Genomic DNA, 19,350 nt, shown 5'->3' with positions numbered 1-19,350 from the left:
GGTTCGGGCTCTCCGTCGATGGGCGCTTCAATCGCGACAGCGCGGTTTTTCTGCCCAGCGGACGACCTGGCGCTCGGCCACGGGCACGAATCGGATCTTGCGACCACGTCCGCGGTCGGCGACGACGATCTCCACGGGCTCGGCCGTCTCCTCGTCGCGCCCGGCCGGCACCTTCGACGAGAGCACGAGCGCGCCTTCTTCGAGGCCCGCGCGCGCGGCGGCCGAGCCCGCGACGAGGCCGCGGATCATCGCGGGCGTGCGGCGCAGGCTCGCCTCGTCGAAGCCGAGCTCGTAGACCTTCGATTTCGTACGAGCCCGGTGGAAACACGGACCGAAGGCGCCTTCGTCCAGGGTGATCTCGCCGTGGCCACGCACCATGACCCAGTCGAGCTCCTCGCCGCGCGCCGGGCCGAGCTCGCGCGCGACGAGCTCTCCGAGCGCGGAGACCGGGAGATCGGCGTTTTTTTCGGTCGCGGCGCGATCGAGCAAGGCGCGCACGAGATCATCGAGGGAACGCTCGCCGCCCGAGGCCTTCCGCAACGCGGCGTCGAGGACCGCGGCGTAGAGCGCGCCGCGCTGATAGTCCTTCCGCGAGCGCGCGTGCGCTGGCAGATCCGCCTCCGCGCTCACCAGCGTACGCTCGAGATCCGCCGCGAAGTCGCGCCCGCTGATGAGTTTTTCCGCGAACGCGATCTTCCGCGCGTAATGGACGGAAAATCCCTCGGAGAACCAGACCTGCTCGCGGCCCTCGGCGACGAGGCGGACGGCGCCGCCGATCCAGCGGTGCGAAAGCTCGTGGGCCGCGGCGATCGTGACGGCGGCGTCGAAGGGCCGATCGTCGCCGATCCAGAGACCAAACGAGCGGCCGAGGAGCGCGCCGTCGTGGCCTTTTCCGAGCCCGGGCTCGGCGACGAGGAGGTACGAAAAATCGTCGCTTTTAGCGCCGGATCGCGGCGCGCCGCCGAAGAGGCGCGCGAGTGCGGCGTGGGCGCGGGAAATGCTGGCGAGCGTGGCCTCCGGTTCGAAGGCCGGACGTCCGAGGAGGACGAGGCGCTCTTTCTCGGCCGAATCGAGCGTGCGCAGACGGCCCGCGAGGTAGACGGCATTCGCGAGATCGGCGGGCGTCGCGTGGTCTTCGACGTCGTCGCCCACGCCGAACGAGCTCGCGCCCGAGGCGCCGGGGGCGAGGGCGCCGGGGCGGATTTGCACGTGCACGGCGAGCGGCTCGCTCGTGCGGGGCAAGAGCAGGAACGTGTGGCCGACGCCGGAGAGGCGCTCGCGATCGAGGTGGAGCGCGAAACGCGCGGCGTCCTTGGGCGCGGAGGCGACGCCGTACGTGATCGCGAGGTGCGAGGTCGGGGCGCGGCCGAGGACGAGCGTGCGATCGGGGCCTTCGTCCGGGCCCGGATCCGTGGGGATCACGCCCTCGCCGTCGCGGACACGAATGCCACGGAGCGCGGCCATGCCGTCGATGCCGGCCCAGTCGCGGGCGATGGCGAGCTCCTTCGCGCGCGCAGCCGCGGGGCCGACGAGGTGGACCTCGACGTCGAGCGCGCTGCGATCCGGCCGCGGCGTGAGCCGCACAGTGAGGCCGTCGGGCAGCGAGGGCAGGGGAGGGAGAGGCTCGGCGGGACGCGTCGGAACGGCGTCCGCGGGCGCCGAAGCAGAATCGCCGCAGGCCACGAGCACCGCGGCGATCGCCAGGGGAAAAAGGTTTTTCGAAGTGAAACGCACGACGCTCTGGAGGGGACTGGGCGGGGCGAGCGGGCAGGTGATAGCAGAGACCGGCGGGGGGCGGAACGCGCTCGGGTGGGCGAGCGTCGATCCCTCGCGTTTTCCCGCGGATCCGCCGTACCATCGGGGGTGGAGGTCCCGATGCCCCGCCTTCGCTTCGCCTGGTTCGCGCTCTCGCTTCTCGCCTGCGGCTCCCCCGACGGCCCGCCGGGCAATGGAAAGCCGCCGCTTCCGCCTTGCACCGATTGCACACCGTCGGGCGATCGCTCCTTCGTCCTGCCCTCGCCCGCGGGCGCGACGCTCTGGACCGCGACGCCCATGGACAAGATCCTCCGCGAGGCCACGCCGCCCTCCCGCACCGGCGACGGCATCCGCATCTCCGCGGCCAAGAACGAGCTCGAGCCGTTTCAGATCATCGTCCGCCCCGACGCCGCCGGGAAAGCCTCGATCACGCTCACGCCCTTCACCGGACCGGGCACGCTCGACGACGTCCGCATTCACCGCGTCGGGTACGTCCACATCACGGAGCCCTCGGATCCCTCGTCGATCGTGAGCCCGTTCGTCCCGGATCCGCTCCACCCGACGACCTTCGGCGCCTCGCACGACCTCTCCGCGGGTGAAAATCAGCCGTTCTGGATCACCGTCCGGGTCCCGCCCGGGGCCGCGGCCGGCGATTACACCGCGACGCTCACGGTCACGACCGCCGGCGCCGCGCAGGACATCCCTGTCACGCTCCACGTCTACGATTTCGAGCTTCCGGAGAAGCTCGGCTTCGATGGCAACTGGAATACGAGCTTCGAGGCCCTCGGCGGCGGCGAGAGCCTGGAGAAGGTCCGCGAGCTGAAAGACTTCTTCTACGAGCACCGCCTCGTACCGACCGGCGTCGCCTGGCCGGCCGGGCTCAATTACAACGGGGGCATCAACTACGATTGCGCGACGGGATCGTTCGTGGAGGAGAACAATGCCTACGACTTCTCCCAGCTCGGCCCCGCGTACATCGACGGCGACGGGTGGAACGGGATCGGGTTTCCGTCGTTCCAGATCATGCAGTTCGTCGACAACTCCACGCCGCGGCCGCAGACGTTCTGCGGCAAGGAGCGCGGCGCGGACCATTTCGGGACGCCCGAGTACAACGCCGAGTGGCAGAAGCTGCTCGCCGCGATCGACGCCTACCTCGTGGCCAAGGGCTGGCAGGACAAGGGCTATTACTACGTGCAGAACGAGCCGCAGGGGCCGGAGGATTACGACGTCGCCGCGTTCCTCGCGAACCTCGCCAAGGAAGCCGCGCCGCACCTGCGGATCGCCATCAGCGAGGAGCCGAAGCCCGAGATCGCCGAGCATGCCTCGATCGGGTCCGGCCATTACGACCTCTGGTGGGCCGACCTCTCGCATTTCGATCCCGACTACGCGAAGGCGCGCCAGGCGCTCGGCGAGACCGTGTGGTGGTATTTCCTCTACGGCGACCTCCCGCCGCACTTCAACCCCATCACGATCGATCACCCCGGCATCGAGACGCGTATCGCCCACTGGGCCGCCTGGAAGTATCGGATCCGCGGGTTCGCTTATTACTCCGTCACGGGCTGGGGGAGTGATCCGTACCAGGATCCGCGGCCGCAGGGCACGAACCAGAACGGCGACGGGTTTCTCCTGTATCCGCCGGAAGACGGCGCGCTCGTGACTAGCATTCGCTGGGAGCTTCTGCGCGAGGGCGCCGAGGATTTCGAATACCTGCTCCGTGCGGCCGGCGGCACGATGCCCGCCACGCCGGATCAAGCCGCGGGTTGCGACCTCTCGGCCGCGAGCGCGGTCTCGTCGCCGACCTCCTTCACGCGCGACGCCTCCGCGCTCGCGCACCTGCGCGACGAGCTCGGGCTTTACCTCGAAGGCAAGGTCGACGGCTGCCCGACGCTCGACTCTACCCCGGAAGGCGCCCATCCGCGCGCCGCCTATTACATCAACTTCCAGGACCCGAACGGACAGCCTGCCGCGAATCCGCTCGTGGTGGACGGCCACGAATGGCTCAAGATCGGCTGGGAGGCCTACGACGCGAAAAAAGGCTACGGCTGGTCCGGGCCGTACATCGGCGATCCGGGGATCATGCTGTACAAATACCTCGCGGACGCCCCCGTCTCGGAGCTCCAGAAGAGCGTGATCTACAACGATTACGGGCGCACCGACACGTTCAACTGGGATATCGCGAAGGGCAAGTACGAGGTCACGGTCTCCATCGGCTGGTACGATGGCACCTACGAAAAGCATCGTGTCCTCATCGAGGGGCAGCCGCTCTTCGACTCCGTGGCCACGACGCCGGCCGAGCCTTACCGCGTCGGGTCGGTGGTCGTCGAAGTGACCGATGGCAACGTCACGATGGAGGCCGGGCAGCAGGACGAATACACGATGCTGAACTGGATGAGCATCGTGCCCGTCCCTTGAGCCGCGTCGTGTCTTACGCGGCCTTTTCTTGATTTCCGGCGACGCGTCGTTCCGATATCCTGCTCGGTCATGCGACGATCGAGCTCCTCTCTCCTGACAGCACTCCCGCTGCTCGCCTTGCTGTCCGCCGCATGCGGCGGCGAGGCCCAGCAGCAAACCACTTCGGGGACACCCTCCGGCAGCGGCGGCCAAGGCGGCGCCGGCGGCCTCGGCGGCTCGAGCGGTGAAGGCGGCGACGGCGGAATCATCCTCGCCGGCTCCGGCGGCGCCGGCGGCCAGGGCGGCCAAGGCGGCGGCGTGGATCTGTGCGTCGGCATCCAATGCAATCCGGATCAGCACTGCGAGGTGCTGCCGGATGGAATGCCCGGCTGCGTGAACAACGACTGCGGCATGCTGAACTGCCTGCCGACCGAGATCTGCGAGGTCACGCCCGGCGGCGGCGCGATCTGCAAGGACATCTCCTGCACGCAGGACGTCGAGTGCCCGGCGAGCCAGTATTGCAATGGCACGATCTGCGTCGACGACGCCTGCGTCCCCGGCACCACGACGTGCATGGGGAACGAGCTTTATGCCTGCCAGGCGAACGGCAGCGGGACGACCGCGCAGTTCACCTGCGGCAGCACGTCCTATTACATGAGCATGTGCACGGACGCCGGCATGGGCGACGCGTCGTGCCCCTGCGAGGACGACTGGGATTGCCCGGCGGACACGGCCTGCGAGGTCGGTCAATGCGTGGGCACGGGCAAACCCGCGACCTGCACGCTGCCGCCCGTGCCATTCTCGCAGGTCCTGCCGAAGAAGGAGATCCAGTGGGGCGGGACCGGCGTCGCGCCGAACAACGTGGCCGTCAATGCGCCCTTCGCCGGCTCGGCGCAGGTGAGCATGACGCCGCTCGTCGTGAACCTCGACGACGACAACGGCGACGGCCTCATCAACGAGCTCGATTTCCCGGAGATCGTGTTCACCACGTACCACGGGACCGCGGCCGACGAGGACGGCGTGGTCCGCGCGATCCACGGCGGCGGCCCGAACAAGGGCAAAGATTATTTCGCCAACGCCGGGACGAACGTCTGGCACGAGGGCGATCCGCTGAACAAGGCGTGGACGAACACGCAAGGCATCGCGAACTCGACGGGCTCGCTCGCAGCGGGTGATCTCGACGGCGACGGCGTGCCCGAAATCGTCATGCCGACGGAGGTCGTGGCGGGCGTGTCGACCGGCGGGGTCGCGATCCTCGACAACAAGGGCGACATCATCGCGCAGACGGCCGTCAATCAATTGCCCTCGGCGGGCTACAACGTCCCCGCGATCACGCTGGCGAACGTGGACGGCAAGGGGTTCGCCGAGATCGTCGTCGGCCGGTTCGTCTTCACGGTCGGCAAGGATCCGGTGACGAACAAGCTCGTGTTCGTCGACCGGTTCGCCGGCACGCTCACGGTCAACGGCAACAACGGGCAGGGCGCGATTTCCTGCGTGGCGAACCTCGTCGGAGACAACAAGCAGGAGATCGTGGCGGGCAGCACGGTCTACAAATTCCCCACGCCGCCGGCAGGCGTGACGAAGCGCGCCGATTGCGCGGCGGGCGACATGAGCGCATTCTGCCTCGGCCAGCTCGAAGTCGTCTGGGACGCGCAGGCGGTCAATGGAGCCGCGAAGGTGCCGAACACGCAACGCGAGGGCTTCTGCGCCGTCGCCGACATCCTCGGCGCAGACGAGGACGCCGCGCCGGGCCCGGGCAACACGCCCGACGGCAAGCCCGAGGTCATCCTGATCTCGCGCGGCTACCTCGCGATCTACAATGGCGAGACCGGGACGCAACGCCGATTCACGAACCTGAACGCAGGCGACAACGGCGGCGCGCCGAACGTCGACGATTTCGACGGAGACGGGTTCCCCGAGATCGGCACCGCATTCGGCACGCGGTACATGATGATCGACCTGCAAGCGACGGCCGCGAGCTGCCCGGCGTGGCCCACGGGAATCAGCGACGCCGCCGCGAACCCGAATCCCGCCCGCACGCCCGGCGCAGCCTGCACGACGGACGCCGAATGCAGCGCGGGCGCAGTCTGCAACACGGCGAAGGGCTCGTGCGTGTGCCTGCACAACGGCTGGCAGCGCATCACGGAGGACGACTCGAGCCGCGTGACGGCCTCCAGCGTCTTCGACTTCAACGGCGACGGCGCGGCCGAGGTCATCTACAACGACGAGTGCTGGTTCCGCATCTACGACGGCGCGACGTCGGAGGTGCTCTTCAAGGAGCACTCGCCGAGCCGCACGCGCACGGAAAACCCGGTCATCGCCGACGTCGACAACGACGGCAACGCGGAGATCGTGTTCTGCTCGAACAACGATTCGAGCTCGTGCTCGGTGGGCTACAACTATCCAAACGGCATCGCAGTCTGGGGCGACACGAGCGACACCTGGGTGCCGGCGCGGCGCATCTGGAACCAGCACGCCTACCACGTGACGAACGTGCTCGAGAGCGGCGCAATCCCGGCGCTCGAGCCGGAGAGCTGGAAGCTCTACAATGGCCGCGAATACAACACGTACCGCTCGAACCCGCGCTCGTTCGGCGTCGCGCCGGATCTCCGGGTGCCAGGCATTCAAATGTCGTCGCCAGACGCGGCCTGCGGGCAGCTCTCGAAGAAGCTCGACATCACGGTCGAGATCCGCAACGACGGCGACGTGCGCGTGGGCCCGGGCGTGGTCGTCGCATTCTACGGCGAGTGGATGAACGGAATGCCGAGCGAGCCGCTATACGCAGACGCCGCGCAGACGCCGCTGACGGCCGTGCTCGGGACGAGCCTGGAGCCGGGGCAATCCATCCTGGTGACGGTGAGCTACGACGCGACGAACAACTCGCCGGGGACGCTGCCGGAGAAGGTGCGCGTGGTCGTGGACGACGCAAACCAGGAGCGCGAATGCATCGAGGACAACAACACGCTCGAAGCAATGGTAGCGCCGGGCGAAGTGCAGCCAGATCTGCGCATCGACGTGGGCGCAGCCACGGAAGTCGGATGCCCAACGCCGACGGTGTCGGCGACGGTGTACAACGACGGTTCGGCGCCTGCGAGCAACATCCTCGTGCGATTCTACGCGGGTGATCCCAACCAGGGCGGCACGCCCATCCACGAGGAGACGATCCCGGGCCCGCTGGATCCCGGGCAAAGCGTGATGCTGACGTCGAAGATGTCGAACTTCCCGCCCAACCTGCTCGTGCTCATCTACGCCGTGGTCGATCCGCAAAACACGGTGCAAGAGTGCAACGACGGAAACAACAAGGACGAGGCAAACGGCAAGGTGGTTTGCGGGATCAATTGATCTTCGCGTGAAGCGTTGTGCTGGGGCTTTGCCCCAGGCCCCAGCAGGGGCTGTCCGCCCCTGCACCCGGACCAGCGCAAGCGCTGGACCCGGGGTCGATGAACTGCGCAATGCGCAGTTCATCGAACGGGCCAGTCTCCTGCCAGCCAAGACAGCAGCGCTGACGGTTCAACCGGCAACGTCCCCGTCGCCAGCGCGAAACGCACCTCCAAGGTCTTGCCATCGGCCTGTGGTAAAAACTGCGCGTAGCGCAGTTTTTACCCCCCGAGTCCAGCGCTTGCGCTGGTTCGGGTCGAGGGGCGAACAGCCCCCGCGGGGTCCGGGGCAGCGCCCCGGCGCCCACGCTCCAACAAAAGCATTACCCCCTGTAGACTTCGTCCTGCTCGATTCGCGAGAGCACCCAGTCGAATTCGCCGGCCGTGATGTGGGCTTTGCAATGGCTGCATGCGCCGCTCATGTTGATTTTGGCGTTTGGGGCGCCGCAGTTCGGGCAGACGGGATCGACGCGCGGGGTGCCGCGTCGTTCGGCGCCGCGGATGAGTGTCCAGTATTCGCTGTAGGCGCGCTCCTTCGTCTCGCTGCCGGCGACGACTTTGCCGTCTCCATCGACGGTGTAATCGCGGCATGAGGCGAAGATGCGCACGGTGACGGCGTCGTAATGGGCGTCGGAGAGGACGCGGGCGAGGTCGATTGAGATGATGCGTGCGTCTTCCGTGATGTTGCGGAGCTTCTGCTTGCGGTAGGTGTCGATCCAGTAGTGCTGGGATTGGAAGAGGTGGTCCGAGAGGTACGGGCGGACGAGGGCGAGGTTCTGGCTCGACCAGCCCTCGTGAAAGGCCTGGAAGATGGCTTCTACGCGTGCCTTCCAGGATGACCAGCGGAGATCGGGGTCCTTCTCCGTCAGCGCGGACCATTTTGATTTCGTGTCGGGCGCGACGATGGTCGGCAGGTCTGTGCCGACCTCCTCGGTCGTGCCCGTGAGCATGGGGCCGCGGGGTTCGCGGGCCTCGATGTCGATGGAGAAGACGGTCCAGTCGAGCTCGCCCGTGGAGGCGACGGCGCCGCAGTAGGGGCATTTCGAGCCGATGGACTTGTCTTGCGGTGCGCCGCAGTTCGGACAGCCGAAGAGGCGCGTTTTCTCGGGGGGACGCGATTTTACGTCGGGGTCCCGGACGAGGCGCCATTTCTCGGAGACCCAGAAGCTTTGCTCTTCGCCTTCGGCCGAGACTTCCGTGTAGTTCACCTCGAAGCCGACCACGAGCTCGATGCGGCGGACGGGCTTGCTCTGCGCGACGACTGCCTCGAATCGCATGGCGCCGATGACGACGTCGCGGACCTCGGCTGCAGGGTAGGGTGAATATGCGGCGATTGCGCCTTCGGCGAGGTAGCTGCCGAGGGCGTCGAGCGTGCCCTTGCCACGCGCGGCTTGGACCTCAGCATAAAGCGCGTAGAGGAAATCCTCGAAAAGGACGCGCGAGAAATTCGTGTCCTTGCTCCCGAGGGCGCGGAGCGCGGACTCGATGGAGGAATGGTTGTTCCGGCGGCGCGCCTGCGCTTGCGCTTGCTTGCGCTCGCGCTCGCGCCGCCGGGCGGCCTGCATGCGCTCCTCGTGGGGATCCGGCAGGCTCGATTCCCAGCCGCGCTCGAGCTCGCGTTGCTTCTGGAGGATGGTGCTCGCGACGAAAAAAATGGCCCCCATGACGAGCACGACGAGCGCGAAGGGCCCCGAGAAACCAACGGATTCGCCGCTGTACGAGCTCGATCCGGAGGACGACGACGGCGACGAGGATGAGGACGAGGACGAGGACGAACGGCTCCCCGACGAGCCGCTCCACGGCGACGGGGATGACGAGCGGTTCGAGGAGGAGGAGGACGACGAGGACGACGAGCTGCTTCGGCCGCTGAAGGTTTGACCGCCGCCCGGGCGCGCGGCCGCGTCGCCTCCGAAGAAAGGCGCGGCGAGGCCGACTCCGGCCGCGAGGGCGAGCGCCGCGAAATGCTTCTTCCGCTTCATGTGCTCACCTCGTCCGCGAGCTCGTTTTCGTCGTCTTCGGCGCGCGGGAGCGTTCGTCCGAGCGCGGCGCCGAGATCTCCGAGCGCGGCGAGGAAGGCGGGGAGCCCGCTCGCATTCTCGATCGATGCCTCGATGCGCCGCCGCGCCGCCGCGAAGTCATCGCCGAGCGCGTCGAATTCGAGGCCGATGTCGCCGACGAGCTCGACCCGCTCCTCGAAGGTGGAGACGTAGATCAGGAGGCCCGTGCGCCCGCGGGTGCGGGAGATGCCGCGCTCGACGAAGGTTGCGCAGGCGGCGCGGCGGACGTTCTCGGCCATCAGGCGCCGCGACGTGAGGGCGCGCCGGAGGGGCGGGACATTCGTCGAGACGAATCCGCCGAGGGCGAAAACGAGGACGATCTCGAAAGGCAGGAGGTCCTCGTCGAAGGGCGCGGGATGAAAGAGGAACACGCAAAGCGCCACGAGCGAGAGCACGAAGCCGACCAGCCAATCGGTATGGCGGTAGTGGCCGGAGACAGCGCGGACGGCGACGACGACCTCGGCGGAGGTCTTCGCTTCGAGCTCCCGAATGACCCGCGAGACCTCGTCCTTGGCCTTGGAATCGAGCAAATCCCGAGCGTTCATCGTCGTCCGCCCGCAAGGTAGAGGTGCCTTTGCCCGGTAGCAAGAACGAATGCGAGGGGTTGACGCGGAGGGCGTCCGGCGATAGAGGGCACGCGTGAGCGAGTCGACCCAGCAGCAGAAGAAGCCAGTCATCCTGTCGGGAATCCAGCCGAGCGGACAGCTCGCGCTCGGCAACTACGTGGGCGCGCTGAAGAACTGGGTCGAGCTGCAGCACCAGTACGACTGCGTCTTCCTGGTCGTGGATCTGCACGCGCTGACCGTGACGCAGGTGCCCGCGGAGCTGCGGAACCGGTGCCTGTCGTTCGCGGCGCAGTACATTGCCTGCGGGATCGATCCGGAGGCGTCGACGATCGTGATCCAATCCCACGTGCCGCAGCACGCCGAGCTCGCGTGGGTGCTCGGGACGATGACGTACATGGGCGAGCTGTCGCGCATGACGCAATTCAAGGACAAGTCGGCGCGGCACGAAGAGAACATCAATGCGGGTCTGTTCACGTACCCGGTCTTGATGGCGGCGGACATCCTGATCTACCAGGCGAACCTGGTGCCGGTCGGGGCCGACCAGAAGCAGCACCTCGAGCTCGCGCGGGACGTGGCGCAGCGCTTCAACCAGCGGTACTCGGAGACCTTCGTGACCCCGGACATCTTCGTGCCCAAGATGGGCGCGCGGATCATGAGCCTGCAGGATCCGACGAAGAAGATGTCGAAGAGCGACCCGAACCCGGACAACTACATCGCGGTGCTCGATACGCCGGACGTGATCCGCCGGAAGTTCAAGCGCGCGGTGACGGACTCGGAGACGGAGATCCGCTACGACGTCGAGAACAAGCCGGGGGTGTCGAACCTCCTGACCATTCACGCGGCGCTGACGAACCAGTCGATGGAGGCGGTGGAGGCGCATTTCGCGGGGAAGGGGTACGGCGATCTGAAGTCCGAGGTCGCGGACGTGGTGGTGGCGACGCTGGAGCCGTTCCAGAAGCGGTACGAAGAGGTCATGGCGGACAAGGCGGGCCTCGAGCAGATCCTCGCGCGGGGCGCGGAAAAGGCGCGGGCGCGGGCGTGGAAGACGCTCTCCAAGGTGTACCGGAAGGTCGGGCTCGTGCCGGCGGCGCCGCCGGCGAAGGGGTAGCCGGGGAGGGGGGTCATGCGCGGGGACGTGGACGAGCCGATTTCGATCGTCGCCTACGACCCGCGCTGGCCCCTCGAATACGAGGCGGAGTCGGCGCGGGTGCGGGCGGCGCTCGGGCCGGTGGTGGTGGCGATCGAGCCGTTCGGAAGCTCGGCGGTGCCGGGGCTCGTGTCGAAGCCGATCATCGACATCCTGGTCGGGGTGGCCGATTTGCAGGAGGCGAAGGCACACGTCGCGGGGCTCGTGGCCATCGGGTACGAGGATTTCGGCGAGATTTTCGTGCCGGGGAGGATCTACCTGCGAAAGCGGGGGACGGCGCCGCATTTCAACGTGGCGGTGACGGAGTACGGAAAGCCGTTCTGGGAGACGAATCTCGCGGTGCGGGATTATTTGCGGGCGCATCCGGCGGAGGTCCTCGCGTACGCGCGGCACAAGCAGGAGGCCGTGGCGCAAGGGGCGACGATGTTTTCGTCGTATTCGCAGGCGAAGGATGCGTTCGTGCGAGGGCTGCGGGAGCGGGCGCTGGCCTGGGCGGCGGGGCGCGGGGCAGCAGGGTAGGCGGGGAAAGAGGAGTTCGGGCGCACCGGGGGGCGCTTGCAACGCTTGCAGACGGGTTTCGGGCGTTCTGATCGGCGCTTGCAACGCTTGCAGACGGGGTTCCGATCGCTCCGATCGGCGCTTGCAACGCTTGCAGACGGGTTTCGGGCGTTCTGATCGGCGCTTGCAACGCTTGCAGACGGGGTTCTGTACGTTCCGACGGCTCTTTTCGCCGCGCGTGGACGCTTCCCCGGGCGCGAGGACGCAATACCATCCCAAAGTATGCGCTCGATCGCCTCGAACTGGAGTCGAAGCGCGGAAGCCGCTGGTTTCCTCCATGACTCCGTATACGGAAGTCTTGTCAACGAGGAACCGTGAGGGTAGGCAGGTGATACGAGACGAGGGGCAAGAACTCCTCGCGTCGTTTCGTTCGACCGGAATCGCCCCTTTTCCTGATGTTTCGTCATTACCTGGAACGGCACACCCTCTGACCATGCCCCGCCCCCTCCTCGCCATCATCGGTGACGGCAACGCTCTCCCGGGATCTCCTGCGTACGAAGCCGCTTTCGAGGCCGGTCGTGCGGCTGTGGAAGTCGGCTTTCGTGTCCTCACCGGCGGCCTCGGCGGCGTCATGGAAGCCGCTTGTCGGGGCGCGCGTGCGTCGGGGCGGTACAAAGAGGGCGATACCGTGGGGCTGCTTCCGGGGCACGACCCACGCGCCGCCAATACGTACGTCGATATCGCGATTCCAACCGGGCTCGGACATTTGCGAAATGCGCTCGTCGCGCACGCGGACGCCGTCGTCGCCGTCGGCGGGGGCGCCGGGACGCTGTCGGAAATGGCCATGGCCTGGATCCACGATCGAATCGTCGTGGCGCTGGAGATCGCAGGCTGGAGCGGTGAGCTCGCCGGCCTCCGAATCGACGACAGGCAACGATTCCCCGACGTACCCGACGATTACGTGATCCCCGCCACCAGCGGCACGGACGCGATCCGTCAGGTCGTCGCCGCGCTCGCCGAGCGAGCCAGCCGCCAAACCGCCGGCTAGAGCCGGACGAGCGCGACACCTCCCCAAATCATCGAGGGCGACACCCTCCCCCAAAGTGTGGCAGGATGTGCGGGGTTTTCGCGTATGAAGGCTTTGCTCGTCGCTTCTTCCAAGGCAGATCCACAACCGCTCGAGCGGTTGCTTCGGGATCAGTGCAGTGACGTGGCCGTCGTGCCTGCCTTGGAGCTCGCGGCGGCGTCGAGCGCGGGGATCGGGATCGCCGTGCTCCTGACGTCCGAGGACGAGCAGGATTTTGCTTCGATCCTGGCCGCTTGTCGCACGCTCCGGAGCGCCCCGGACGGCGGGCCCGTCGTCCTCGCGATGGCCACCACGCCCGAGCACGTGGAGGCGCTCTGCGACGAGGGCGTCGATGACTTCATGCTCTGGCCGAACGACGAGCGCCTCATCGCGTCGCGCGTGGGGCTCTTGTTTCGGCGTGTCGCGCAACGAAAAAAAGACGCCGTGCGGGCCGCCATGCTCGGCGATGCGCTCCGGCACGCCGAGCGCAGCGAGCAGCGGTTCCGCCACCTCGCCGAGAGCTCGACCGAGATCCTCGCGCGCTTCTCGCCCGGCGGCGTCCGGCTCTACATCTCGCCCGCTTGTCGCACCGTGCTCGGGTACGAGCCCGATGAGCTGCTCGGGTCGAGCATCCTCGACATCCTGCATCCGTCGGATGTTTCGAAGCTGCTCGAGGCGCTCGGCGCGCTCGACGCGGGCGCGCAGGTCGCGGGCGCGATCATCCGGCTGCAGCGCAAGGACGGCGAGTACGCGTGGCTCGAGACGATCAGCCGGCCCGTGCGTGATCCGCGCACGGACGTGATCGAGGAGTTCGTCACCGTCTCGCGCGACATCACCGCGATGATCCACGCCGAGCACGAGAAGCTCGAAGCCGAGGCGCGGCTCGCCATCATCGACGCGATCCCGGATCCGCTGTCCGTCGAGGACGACACCGGGCGGCTCACGATCGCGAACCGCGCGTTCTGCGCGCTCCTCGGGCGATCCCGCGAGGAGGTCCTCGGGCAGTCGGCGGACGCGCTGAAGCCGGCGCCGAAGGGCGGAGGGCCGGATCGGTGGCCGCAGGTCGCGGACGAGCGCGAGGTGATGATCAAGGCGCCGGATGGTTCGCTGCGGGTGCTCGTCGAGAAGCGGACGCTGCTCGCGGTGCGCAAGGAAGAGCGGCTGCTCGTGTCGATCCTGCGCGACATCACGGAGCATCGGCAACGCGAGGCCGAGGCGCGGCTCGCCACGGCGGCGGCGCTCTCCGCAGGCATCGCGCACGAGCTCAACAATCCGCTCTCGTTCCTGATCGGGAACATCGGCTTCGTGTCCGAGGCGCTCGGCGCGTCGAAGAGCGAGGACGTGGCGAAGGCGCTCGACGAGGCCGCGCTCGGGGCGAAGCGGATGGCCTCGATCGTGCGCGACATGCGGATCCTCGGCGAAGCGTCGCGGGAGACGCCGCCGAAGACGAACATCAAGCGCGCGGTGGAGGCCGCGCTCATGCTCACGAGCGGCGCGATGGCGATGCGCGCGCGTGTCTCGTGCGAGGTGGCCGATGTGCCGCTCGTCGCGGCAGAGCCGGCAGGGATCGCGCTCTTGCTCGTGGACCTCTTGCTGCGGACGGCACGCGCGCTGCCGGCGGGAGATCCGAAGGCGAACGAGGTGCGCATCGTGCTCGCGCCCGCGGAGGCCGGGATGGTCTGCCTGGAGGTGTTCGGGAGCGGGCGCAGCGCAGATCGCGCCGCAGAGCCGGGGCTCTCTCTTTCGGAGAGCTTCGTCTCGGCCCACGGCGGGCGGATCGACGTGGAGAACGTGCCGGGCAAAGGGACGCGCCTCCGGCTCTTCTTGCCGGTCGCGCCTTGATCGTCACTCGATCGGCGTGACGTGGACCGCGGCGTCGAGCGTCTCGCGGACACCGGCGGTGTAGATCGTGCCCGAGGTGGGCGTCGCGTCGACGTAGCTGCGGCCGACGGCGACGCGCACGTGATCGGTCTGCGTGACGACGCCGCTCGTCGGGTCGAAGCCTTTCCAGCCGACCTCGGGCAGGTAGACCTGCACCCACGCATGCGAGGCCTCGGCCATGCTGTGGTTCGGATGTTTCGGGCCCGTATAAAGGTAGCCGCAGACGTAACGCGCCGGGACGCTGAGCAGGCGGGCGAGGCAGATGAAGAGGTTCGCGAAGTCCTGACAGACGCCGGTGCGCCGCGTGTAGACCTCGTAGGGCGTCGTCGAGAGGCTCGTGGATCCCTTCTGGTAGAGGTAGTCGCGGTGGATCGTCTGGTTCAGGTCGAAGAGCGTGTCGACGAGGTCGTAGTCGTTGCGCTCGACGAAGGTCATGGCGTAGCGGGCGAGCACTTCGAGCTGGCTCTCGGGTAGCTCGGGCGGGAGCAGGTAGGGCTGCAGGACCTGCCTTTGCCAGGGCATCCACACGAGCGGGATGGTGCTCCGCGCATGGAAGGGTCGGAGGCCGAAGGGCTCGGTGTCGAGCAGGCTGACCTCGGAGCGCGCTTCGATGACGAGCTCGGTGTAGCTCTGCTCGATCACGATTTTTCGCGCGCGGTTGCCGAAGACGTCGTCGTAGTCGCGCTGCTTGCCGTCGACCGAGAGCGTGATGTCGCAGGTGTGGAGCGTCTGCAGGCGGTCGTGGATCGGCGTGAGGCGGAGCATGTGCGAGCTGCGCTCGACGGGTTTGTCGTATCGGTACGAGGTGCGGTGGACGATCGACAAGCGGCGCGGCTCGGCGGGCGCGGGGCGCTGGAGATCACGGCCGGCGGCGCGCTGCACGGTGGCCTGGCCGGGGGGCATGTCGACGATGATGGCGCCTTGCCGGACGACGAGGAGGTGCCCCGAGGACATGGCCTTCCAGGTGGCGCCGGAGCCTTGGAGCGGGTTCGAGGCTACCAGGACGCCCTTCTGCGCCTCGACGCCGCGGCGGCCGAGATCGAGGAGGAGGTCGGCGTCTTCGAGGACGAGTTTTTCGTAAGGCGGGCGGATGGTGCCGAGGTGGAGGTGTCCCTCGCCGTGGGCGTCGGCATAGGCGAGGAGGTCGCGTCCGTCGGTGAGGACGGAGCTCATGTTGCCATGCGCGCCCATGCGCTCGAAGAAGGCGCGGACGGCGGAGGGATCGGCGTCGCCGATGCTGCGCCAGCCGTTCTGCGCGAAGAAGGCGAGGAGCTCGCAGAAGACGAGCTCGCTATCGGTGGAGCCTGTGGGTTCGAAGAGACTTTTGGTGGTCGAACGTTCGAGGCGATGGCGGAGGCTGCCGCTGTGGGAGAAGAGCCAGTCGCGGCCGGCATAGCTGCGCGAGAAGGGCTGGGTGTTGGCGTCGCTGATCGCGCCCCACGTGGCGGTGCGGATGTGGAGGACGAAGAGCGAGGCTTCGAGGTGCTCCCAAGCCTTGACGAGCTCGCTGCGGATGGATCCGTGCGGCGGCGCTGGCTCCTTGAGGACGGAGGCGCTGGGCTCGCCGCCGGGGTAGTAGCCGAGGCCCCAGCCGTCAGGCGGGCGCTTCGAGCCCGGGTGGAGGCAGCGCAGGTCGAAACAAGGCGCGAGCTCGCCCTCGAACGACATGGCGAGGAGGTTCGGCATCGGGGGAGTGTACTGCGGAAGTGGGGGAGGGCAGCTAGGAGGGGGTGGGGGGGTGCTGGAGGGCGTCGATCTCGCGCAGGACGGAGCGGGCCTCCTCGGCCTGCACGGCGCCGAGGGCCTGGAGGGTATCGACCGCAGCCTGGACAAGCTCGCGGCCTTCCGTGAACCGACCTGCTGCGCACTCCAACAGTCCGACGAGCAGCTCCGACATCGCGATTCCCGAGCGATCACGCATCCTCTTCCTGAGAGCGATGGATTGCTCGATGAGCGGACGCGCCTCGTCGTAGCGCCCTTCGGCAGCCGCAAGCGATGCAAGCTTGTGAAGCCCCACCGCACGCCCGCGAAGGTCACCTACCTCCTCGCTGATTCTGAGCGCCTCTCGGCAAAGGCGTTGCTCTTCATCGAGCCGGCCCTCGATACCTTCGATGAGCGCAAGCTGATACAGAGCGGCCGCGCGCCCCACGCGGTTGCCGACTTGCTCGAAGATTTCCGTGGCCTCCCGAAGGAGTTGCCGCGCGTCCTCGTACCGACCGAGGCTCGACTCGACGATCGCGAGTTGATGCAGGGCAGCGGCGCGACCCCAGCGGTCGTTCAGCCGTTCGAAACAAGCAATCGCCTCTCCGCAGAGCCGACGCGAGTCCTCATACCGACCAACTTGCGCTTCGAGCCCCGAAAGCTCGTGCAACGAGTATGCGCGACCGCGAAGATCGTTCACCTCTTCGAAGAGAGCGCCCGCCGACAGGAGGTGATGGCGCGCTTCGTCGTAACGATCCTGGCTCAGGTCGAGCGAGCCGAGATCCTGCAGCACGTATGCGCGCCCCAGCACATCCCCGCGCTCCTCCAGGAAGCGGAGTGCACGTTCGAACGCGCTGCGCGCCTCGTCCGGTGATCCCAGCACGCTGAGCAAACGCCCGCCGGTCGACAATCGATCTGGATCCTCATTCCGCGCATTGGGGTGTCGCAGATCGAATTGGGCCAGCAGATCCTCGGCCTCGTTGAGATGGCCGTCGCTGATCGCCTTGCCTGCCTTGTCGAGCAGCTCCCTGCTGGCGCCCAGATCCCGCATCGGCATCGGCGCCGTGACCCCATACCGCGCGTCGATCGCCGCAAGCTCCAACCTGAGCGGCTCGGGCTTCTCCTCCCACATCCACGCGCCCGCAAAATCCACGAAGTCCGGCGCCTTCCGCTCCAGCACCTGCGCCGCGGTCGGGTGCACGATCAGCAGCCACGGCAGCGGAAATCCGCGCGCGAGCTCGTCACGCTCCACGTTGAGCTGCGCGACGATCCGCTCCTCCGCCTCGGCCTCCTCCAGCCCGTGCAGGATCAGCGACGTCGCGCCCGACTCCAGCGCCGTCGCCTCCCGGAGCACGTCCCACAACCTCCGCTTGTCAGGGCCGACCTCGCGCAGATCGATCACCGCGACGCCCTGCACGTTCGCCTTGGCCCACGCGATCAACGCGTCCCGCTTCCACGGCGTCGTGATCTGCACGATCGCCAGATCGAACCCGTGCCCCACGCCCCACTCGAAGAACCGGCGCAGCACGAGGCCGTCGTCCTCGCCGAGCAGGGCCTCGGGCTCGAAGCTCACCGGCGCCGCTCCCGCATCAGCTCGTCCACGAGCGGGTGCACGTCGTACCAGCCTTCGCCGTTGTACTTGAACGCCAGGCGGTGGAAGAGGACCGCGAGCGACTTGTCGTCGTCGCCGACCTCCTTGGTCTCCGCGATGTGCCCGAGCGCATCCCACCAGCCGTTCACGTTGATCTGGTCCCGGAGCCGCTGCTTGCGCCGCGCGATCGCCTTCTCCACGTCGCGCTCCGTGATGGTCGTCCCACCCAACCGAGCAAACCTCGCCGTCCACGAGACGAGATCCAAAAGCTCGCGAATCCCGCCGCCGCTCGCCGCGATCAGCCGATCGCGCACCTCCTTGTCGGGCATCACCACGTCGAGATCGATCCGCTTGGCGAGGACCTGTTCGAGGAGGTCGCGTCCGGGGCCGTCGAACTCGTCGTAACGCTGGTCGCGCGTCCGTAGCTTGACCGTGAACATGTCGTAACAGGCGTAACTCGCGTCGAGCTGGGCCGACCGAGGTTGAAGCAAGAGGCTGATCGGCGGCGTGAGGATCAGGTTGCAGCGGAGGCTCCGGATCCGGTCCGCGCCGATCACGAGAAGCTCGTCGATGACCGAAGGGTCATAACGGTCGAGGTTGTCGATCATCAGGAGGAGGGCGCGACCGTCGAGCCCTTGCTCCGCGGCTTCGAGGAAGTCGTTCACGTTCTGGATCAACGTGCCGGGGAACTTCTTCAGGACCTGCTTCACCTCGGTGCGGTACTCGCTCTCGTGCTTCATGAGCGCCTTGGCCTGCGCGAACATGCTGCCGAGGAACGGGACCTCGAACTTGCCCTCGATCCCCGCCGCGACGTTCGCGTCGTAGCCTTGCGCCCACTTCGTCGAGCGAATCGCATCGGCGAACCACTGCTCGACACGCCGGAGCAGATCCGCAGGCAGGCTCCTGCCGATCCGACGCATCTCCCTTTCGACCGCGAGCGCGATGTTGAGGAGCAGATCCTCGGACTCGATCCGGATGGGATCCATCTCGACGGTCGCTTCGATGTAGAGCGGGTGGTACGCCTCCCCGACGAGGCCCGCGATGCGCCTGAGCTCCGTGCTCTTGCCCGCGCCGCGGTGGCTCACGAACGCCGCGTGGATGAGCTGCTCCCCCCGCCGCGCCAGCAGATCCTGCACGAGCGTCTCCGCCGCCGCGTCGCCACGCCCCGCCGAGAGATCCTGCCACCGAGGATCACCACTCGGGAGGGGATCGTCTTGGTCGCAGTTGTGAACGACGTCGCTCAGCGTACGTGCAGGCGCGAGCGCTCGTGGCGTTGCGGAAACGAGGGTCGACATGGCTCTCGGCCGCGCAGGGTAGCAC

At 67.6% G+C, this 19,350-nt stretch carries 13 protein-coding genes; 7 read left to right on the top strand and 6 right to left on the bottom strand.

Annotation, left to right across the window (positions count from 1 at the left end):
• Positions 1–27: 27 nt before the first annotated feature.
• Complete coding sequence (locus tag QHF84_RS20680) at positions 28–1,734, bottom strand: hypothetical protein (RefSeq protein ID WP_281315065.1); 1,707 nt, start codon at positions 1,732–1,734, stop codon at positions 28–30.
• Positions 1,735–1,875: 141 nt separating this feature from the next.
• Here QHF84_RS20680 and QHF84_RS20675 point away from each other — a divergent pair, with 141 nt between their 5' ends.
• Positions 1,876–4,167, top strand: a complete 2,292-nt coding sequence (locus tag QHF84_RS20675) for a glycoside hydrolase domain-containing protein (protein ID WP_281315064.1) — start codon at positions 1,876–1,878, stop codon at positions 4,165–4,167.
• A gap of 69 nt (positions 4,168–4,236) precedes the next feature.
• On the top strand, positions 4,237–7,488 hold the full coding sequence (locus QHF84_RS20670; protein WP_281315063.1) for a CARDB domain-containing protein: 3,252 nt from the start codon (positions 4,237–4,239) through the stop codon (positions 7,486–7,488).
• Between the two features lie 358 nt (positions 7,489–7,846).
• Here QHF84_RS20670 and QHF84_RS20665 read toward each other — a convergent pair whose 3' ends face one another.
• Positions 7,847–9,187, bottom strand: a complete 1,341-nt coding sequence (locus QHF84_RS20665) for a TIM44-like domain-containing protein (RefSeq protein WP_281315062.1) — start codon at positions 9,185–9,187, stop codon at positions 7,847–7,849.
• Between QHF84_RS20665 and QHF84_RS20660 the strand changes: the two genes are divergently transcribed.
• Entirely contained in the window at positions 9,186–9,401 is a 216-nt protein-coding gene (locus QHF84_RS20660) for a hypothetical protein (RefSeq protein ID WP_281315061.1), read from the top strand. The two genes, QHF84_RS20665 and QHF84_RS20660, sit on opposite strands and share 2 nt — an antisense overlap.
• A 97-nt stretch (positions 9,402–9,498) precedes the next feature.
• Here QHF84_RS20660 and QHF84_RS20655 read toward each other — a convergent pair whose 3' ends face one another.
• On the bottom strand, positions 9,499–10,125 hold the full coding sequence (locus QHF84_RS20655; protein ID WP_281315060.1) for a hypothetical protein: 627 nt from the start codon (positions 10,123–10,125) through the stop codon (positions 9,499–9,501).
• Between the two features lie 94 nt (positions 10,126–10,219).
• Between QHF84_RS20655 and trpS the strand changes: the two genes are divergently transcribed.
• From trpS to QHF84_RS20635, 4 genes are all read left to right on the top strand, one after another.
• Positions 10,220–11,254, top strand: coding sequence for a tryptophan--tRNA ligase (gene trpS / locus QHF84_RS20650; RefSeq protein WP_281315059.1), 1,035 nt, complete (start codon positions 10,220–10,222; stop codon positions 11,252–11,254).
• Between the two features lie 15 nt (positions 11,255–11,269).
• Positions 11,270–11,812: a GrpB family protein gene (locus QHF84_RS20645; protein WP_281315058.1), complete on the top strand. Its 543-nt coding sequence runs from the start codon at positions 11,270–11,272 to the stop codon at positions 11,810–11,812.
• Positions 11,813–12,284: 472 nt separating this feature from the next.
• Entirely contained in the window at positions 12,285–12,839 is a 555-nt protein-coding gene (locus tag QHF84_RS20640) for an LOG family protein (RefSeq protein ID WP_281315057.1), read from the top strand.
• 84 nt (positions 12,840–12,923) lie between these two features.
• Positions 12,924–14,699, top strand: a complete 1,776-nt coding sequence (locus QHF84_RS20635) for a PAS domain-containing sensor histidine kinase (RefSeq protein ID WP_281315056.1) — start codon at positions 12,924–12,926, stop codon at positions 14,697–14,699.
• Between the two features lie 3 nt (positions 14,700–14,702).
• Here QHF84_RS20635 and QHF84_RS20630 read toward each other — a convergent pair whose 3' ends face one another.
• The 3 genes from QHF84_RS20630 to QHF84_RS20620 are packed head-to-tail and all read right to left on the bottom strand — an operon-like array spanning position 14,703 to position 19,325.
• The gene (locus QHF84_RS20630) at positions 14,703–16,424 is read right to left on the bottom strand and encodes a class II glutamine amidotransferase (protein ID WP_281315055.1); all 1,722 of its coding nucleotides are present in this window, start codon (positions 16,422–16,424) and stop codon (positions 14,703–14,705) included.
• 34 nt (positions 16,425–16,458) lie between these two features.
• Positions 16,459–18,012, bottom strand: a complete 1,554-nt coding sequence (locus QHF84_RS20625) for a tetratricopeptide repeat protein (protein ID WP_281315054.1) — start codon at positions 18,010–18,012, stop codon at positions 16,459–16,461.
• Positions 18,009–19,325: a hypothetical protein gene (locus QHF84_RS20620; RefSeq protein WP_281315053.1), complete on the bottom strand. Its 1,317-nt coding sequence runs from the start codon at positions 19,323–19,325 to the stop codon at positions 18,009–18,011. Before QHF84_RS20620 ends, QHF84_RS20625 begins: the two co-directional genes overlap by 4 nt.
• Between the last annotated feature and the right edge of the window lie 25 nt (positions 19,326–19,350).

Origin of the sequence: Polyangium sp. y55x31, from assembly GCF_029946505.1 — a bacterium.
GTDB lineage: Bacteria > Myxococcota_A > Polyangia > Polyangiales > Polyangiaceae > Polyangium.
This window is presented reverse-complemented; position numbering and strand designations above follow the sequence as displayed.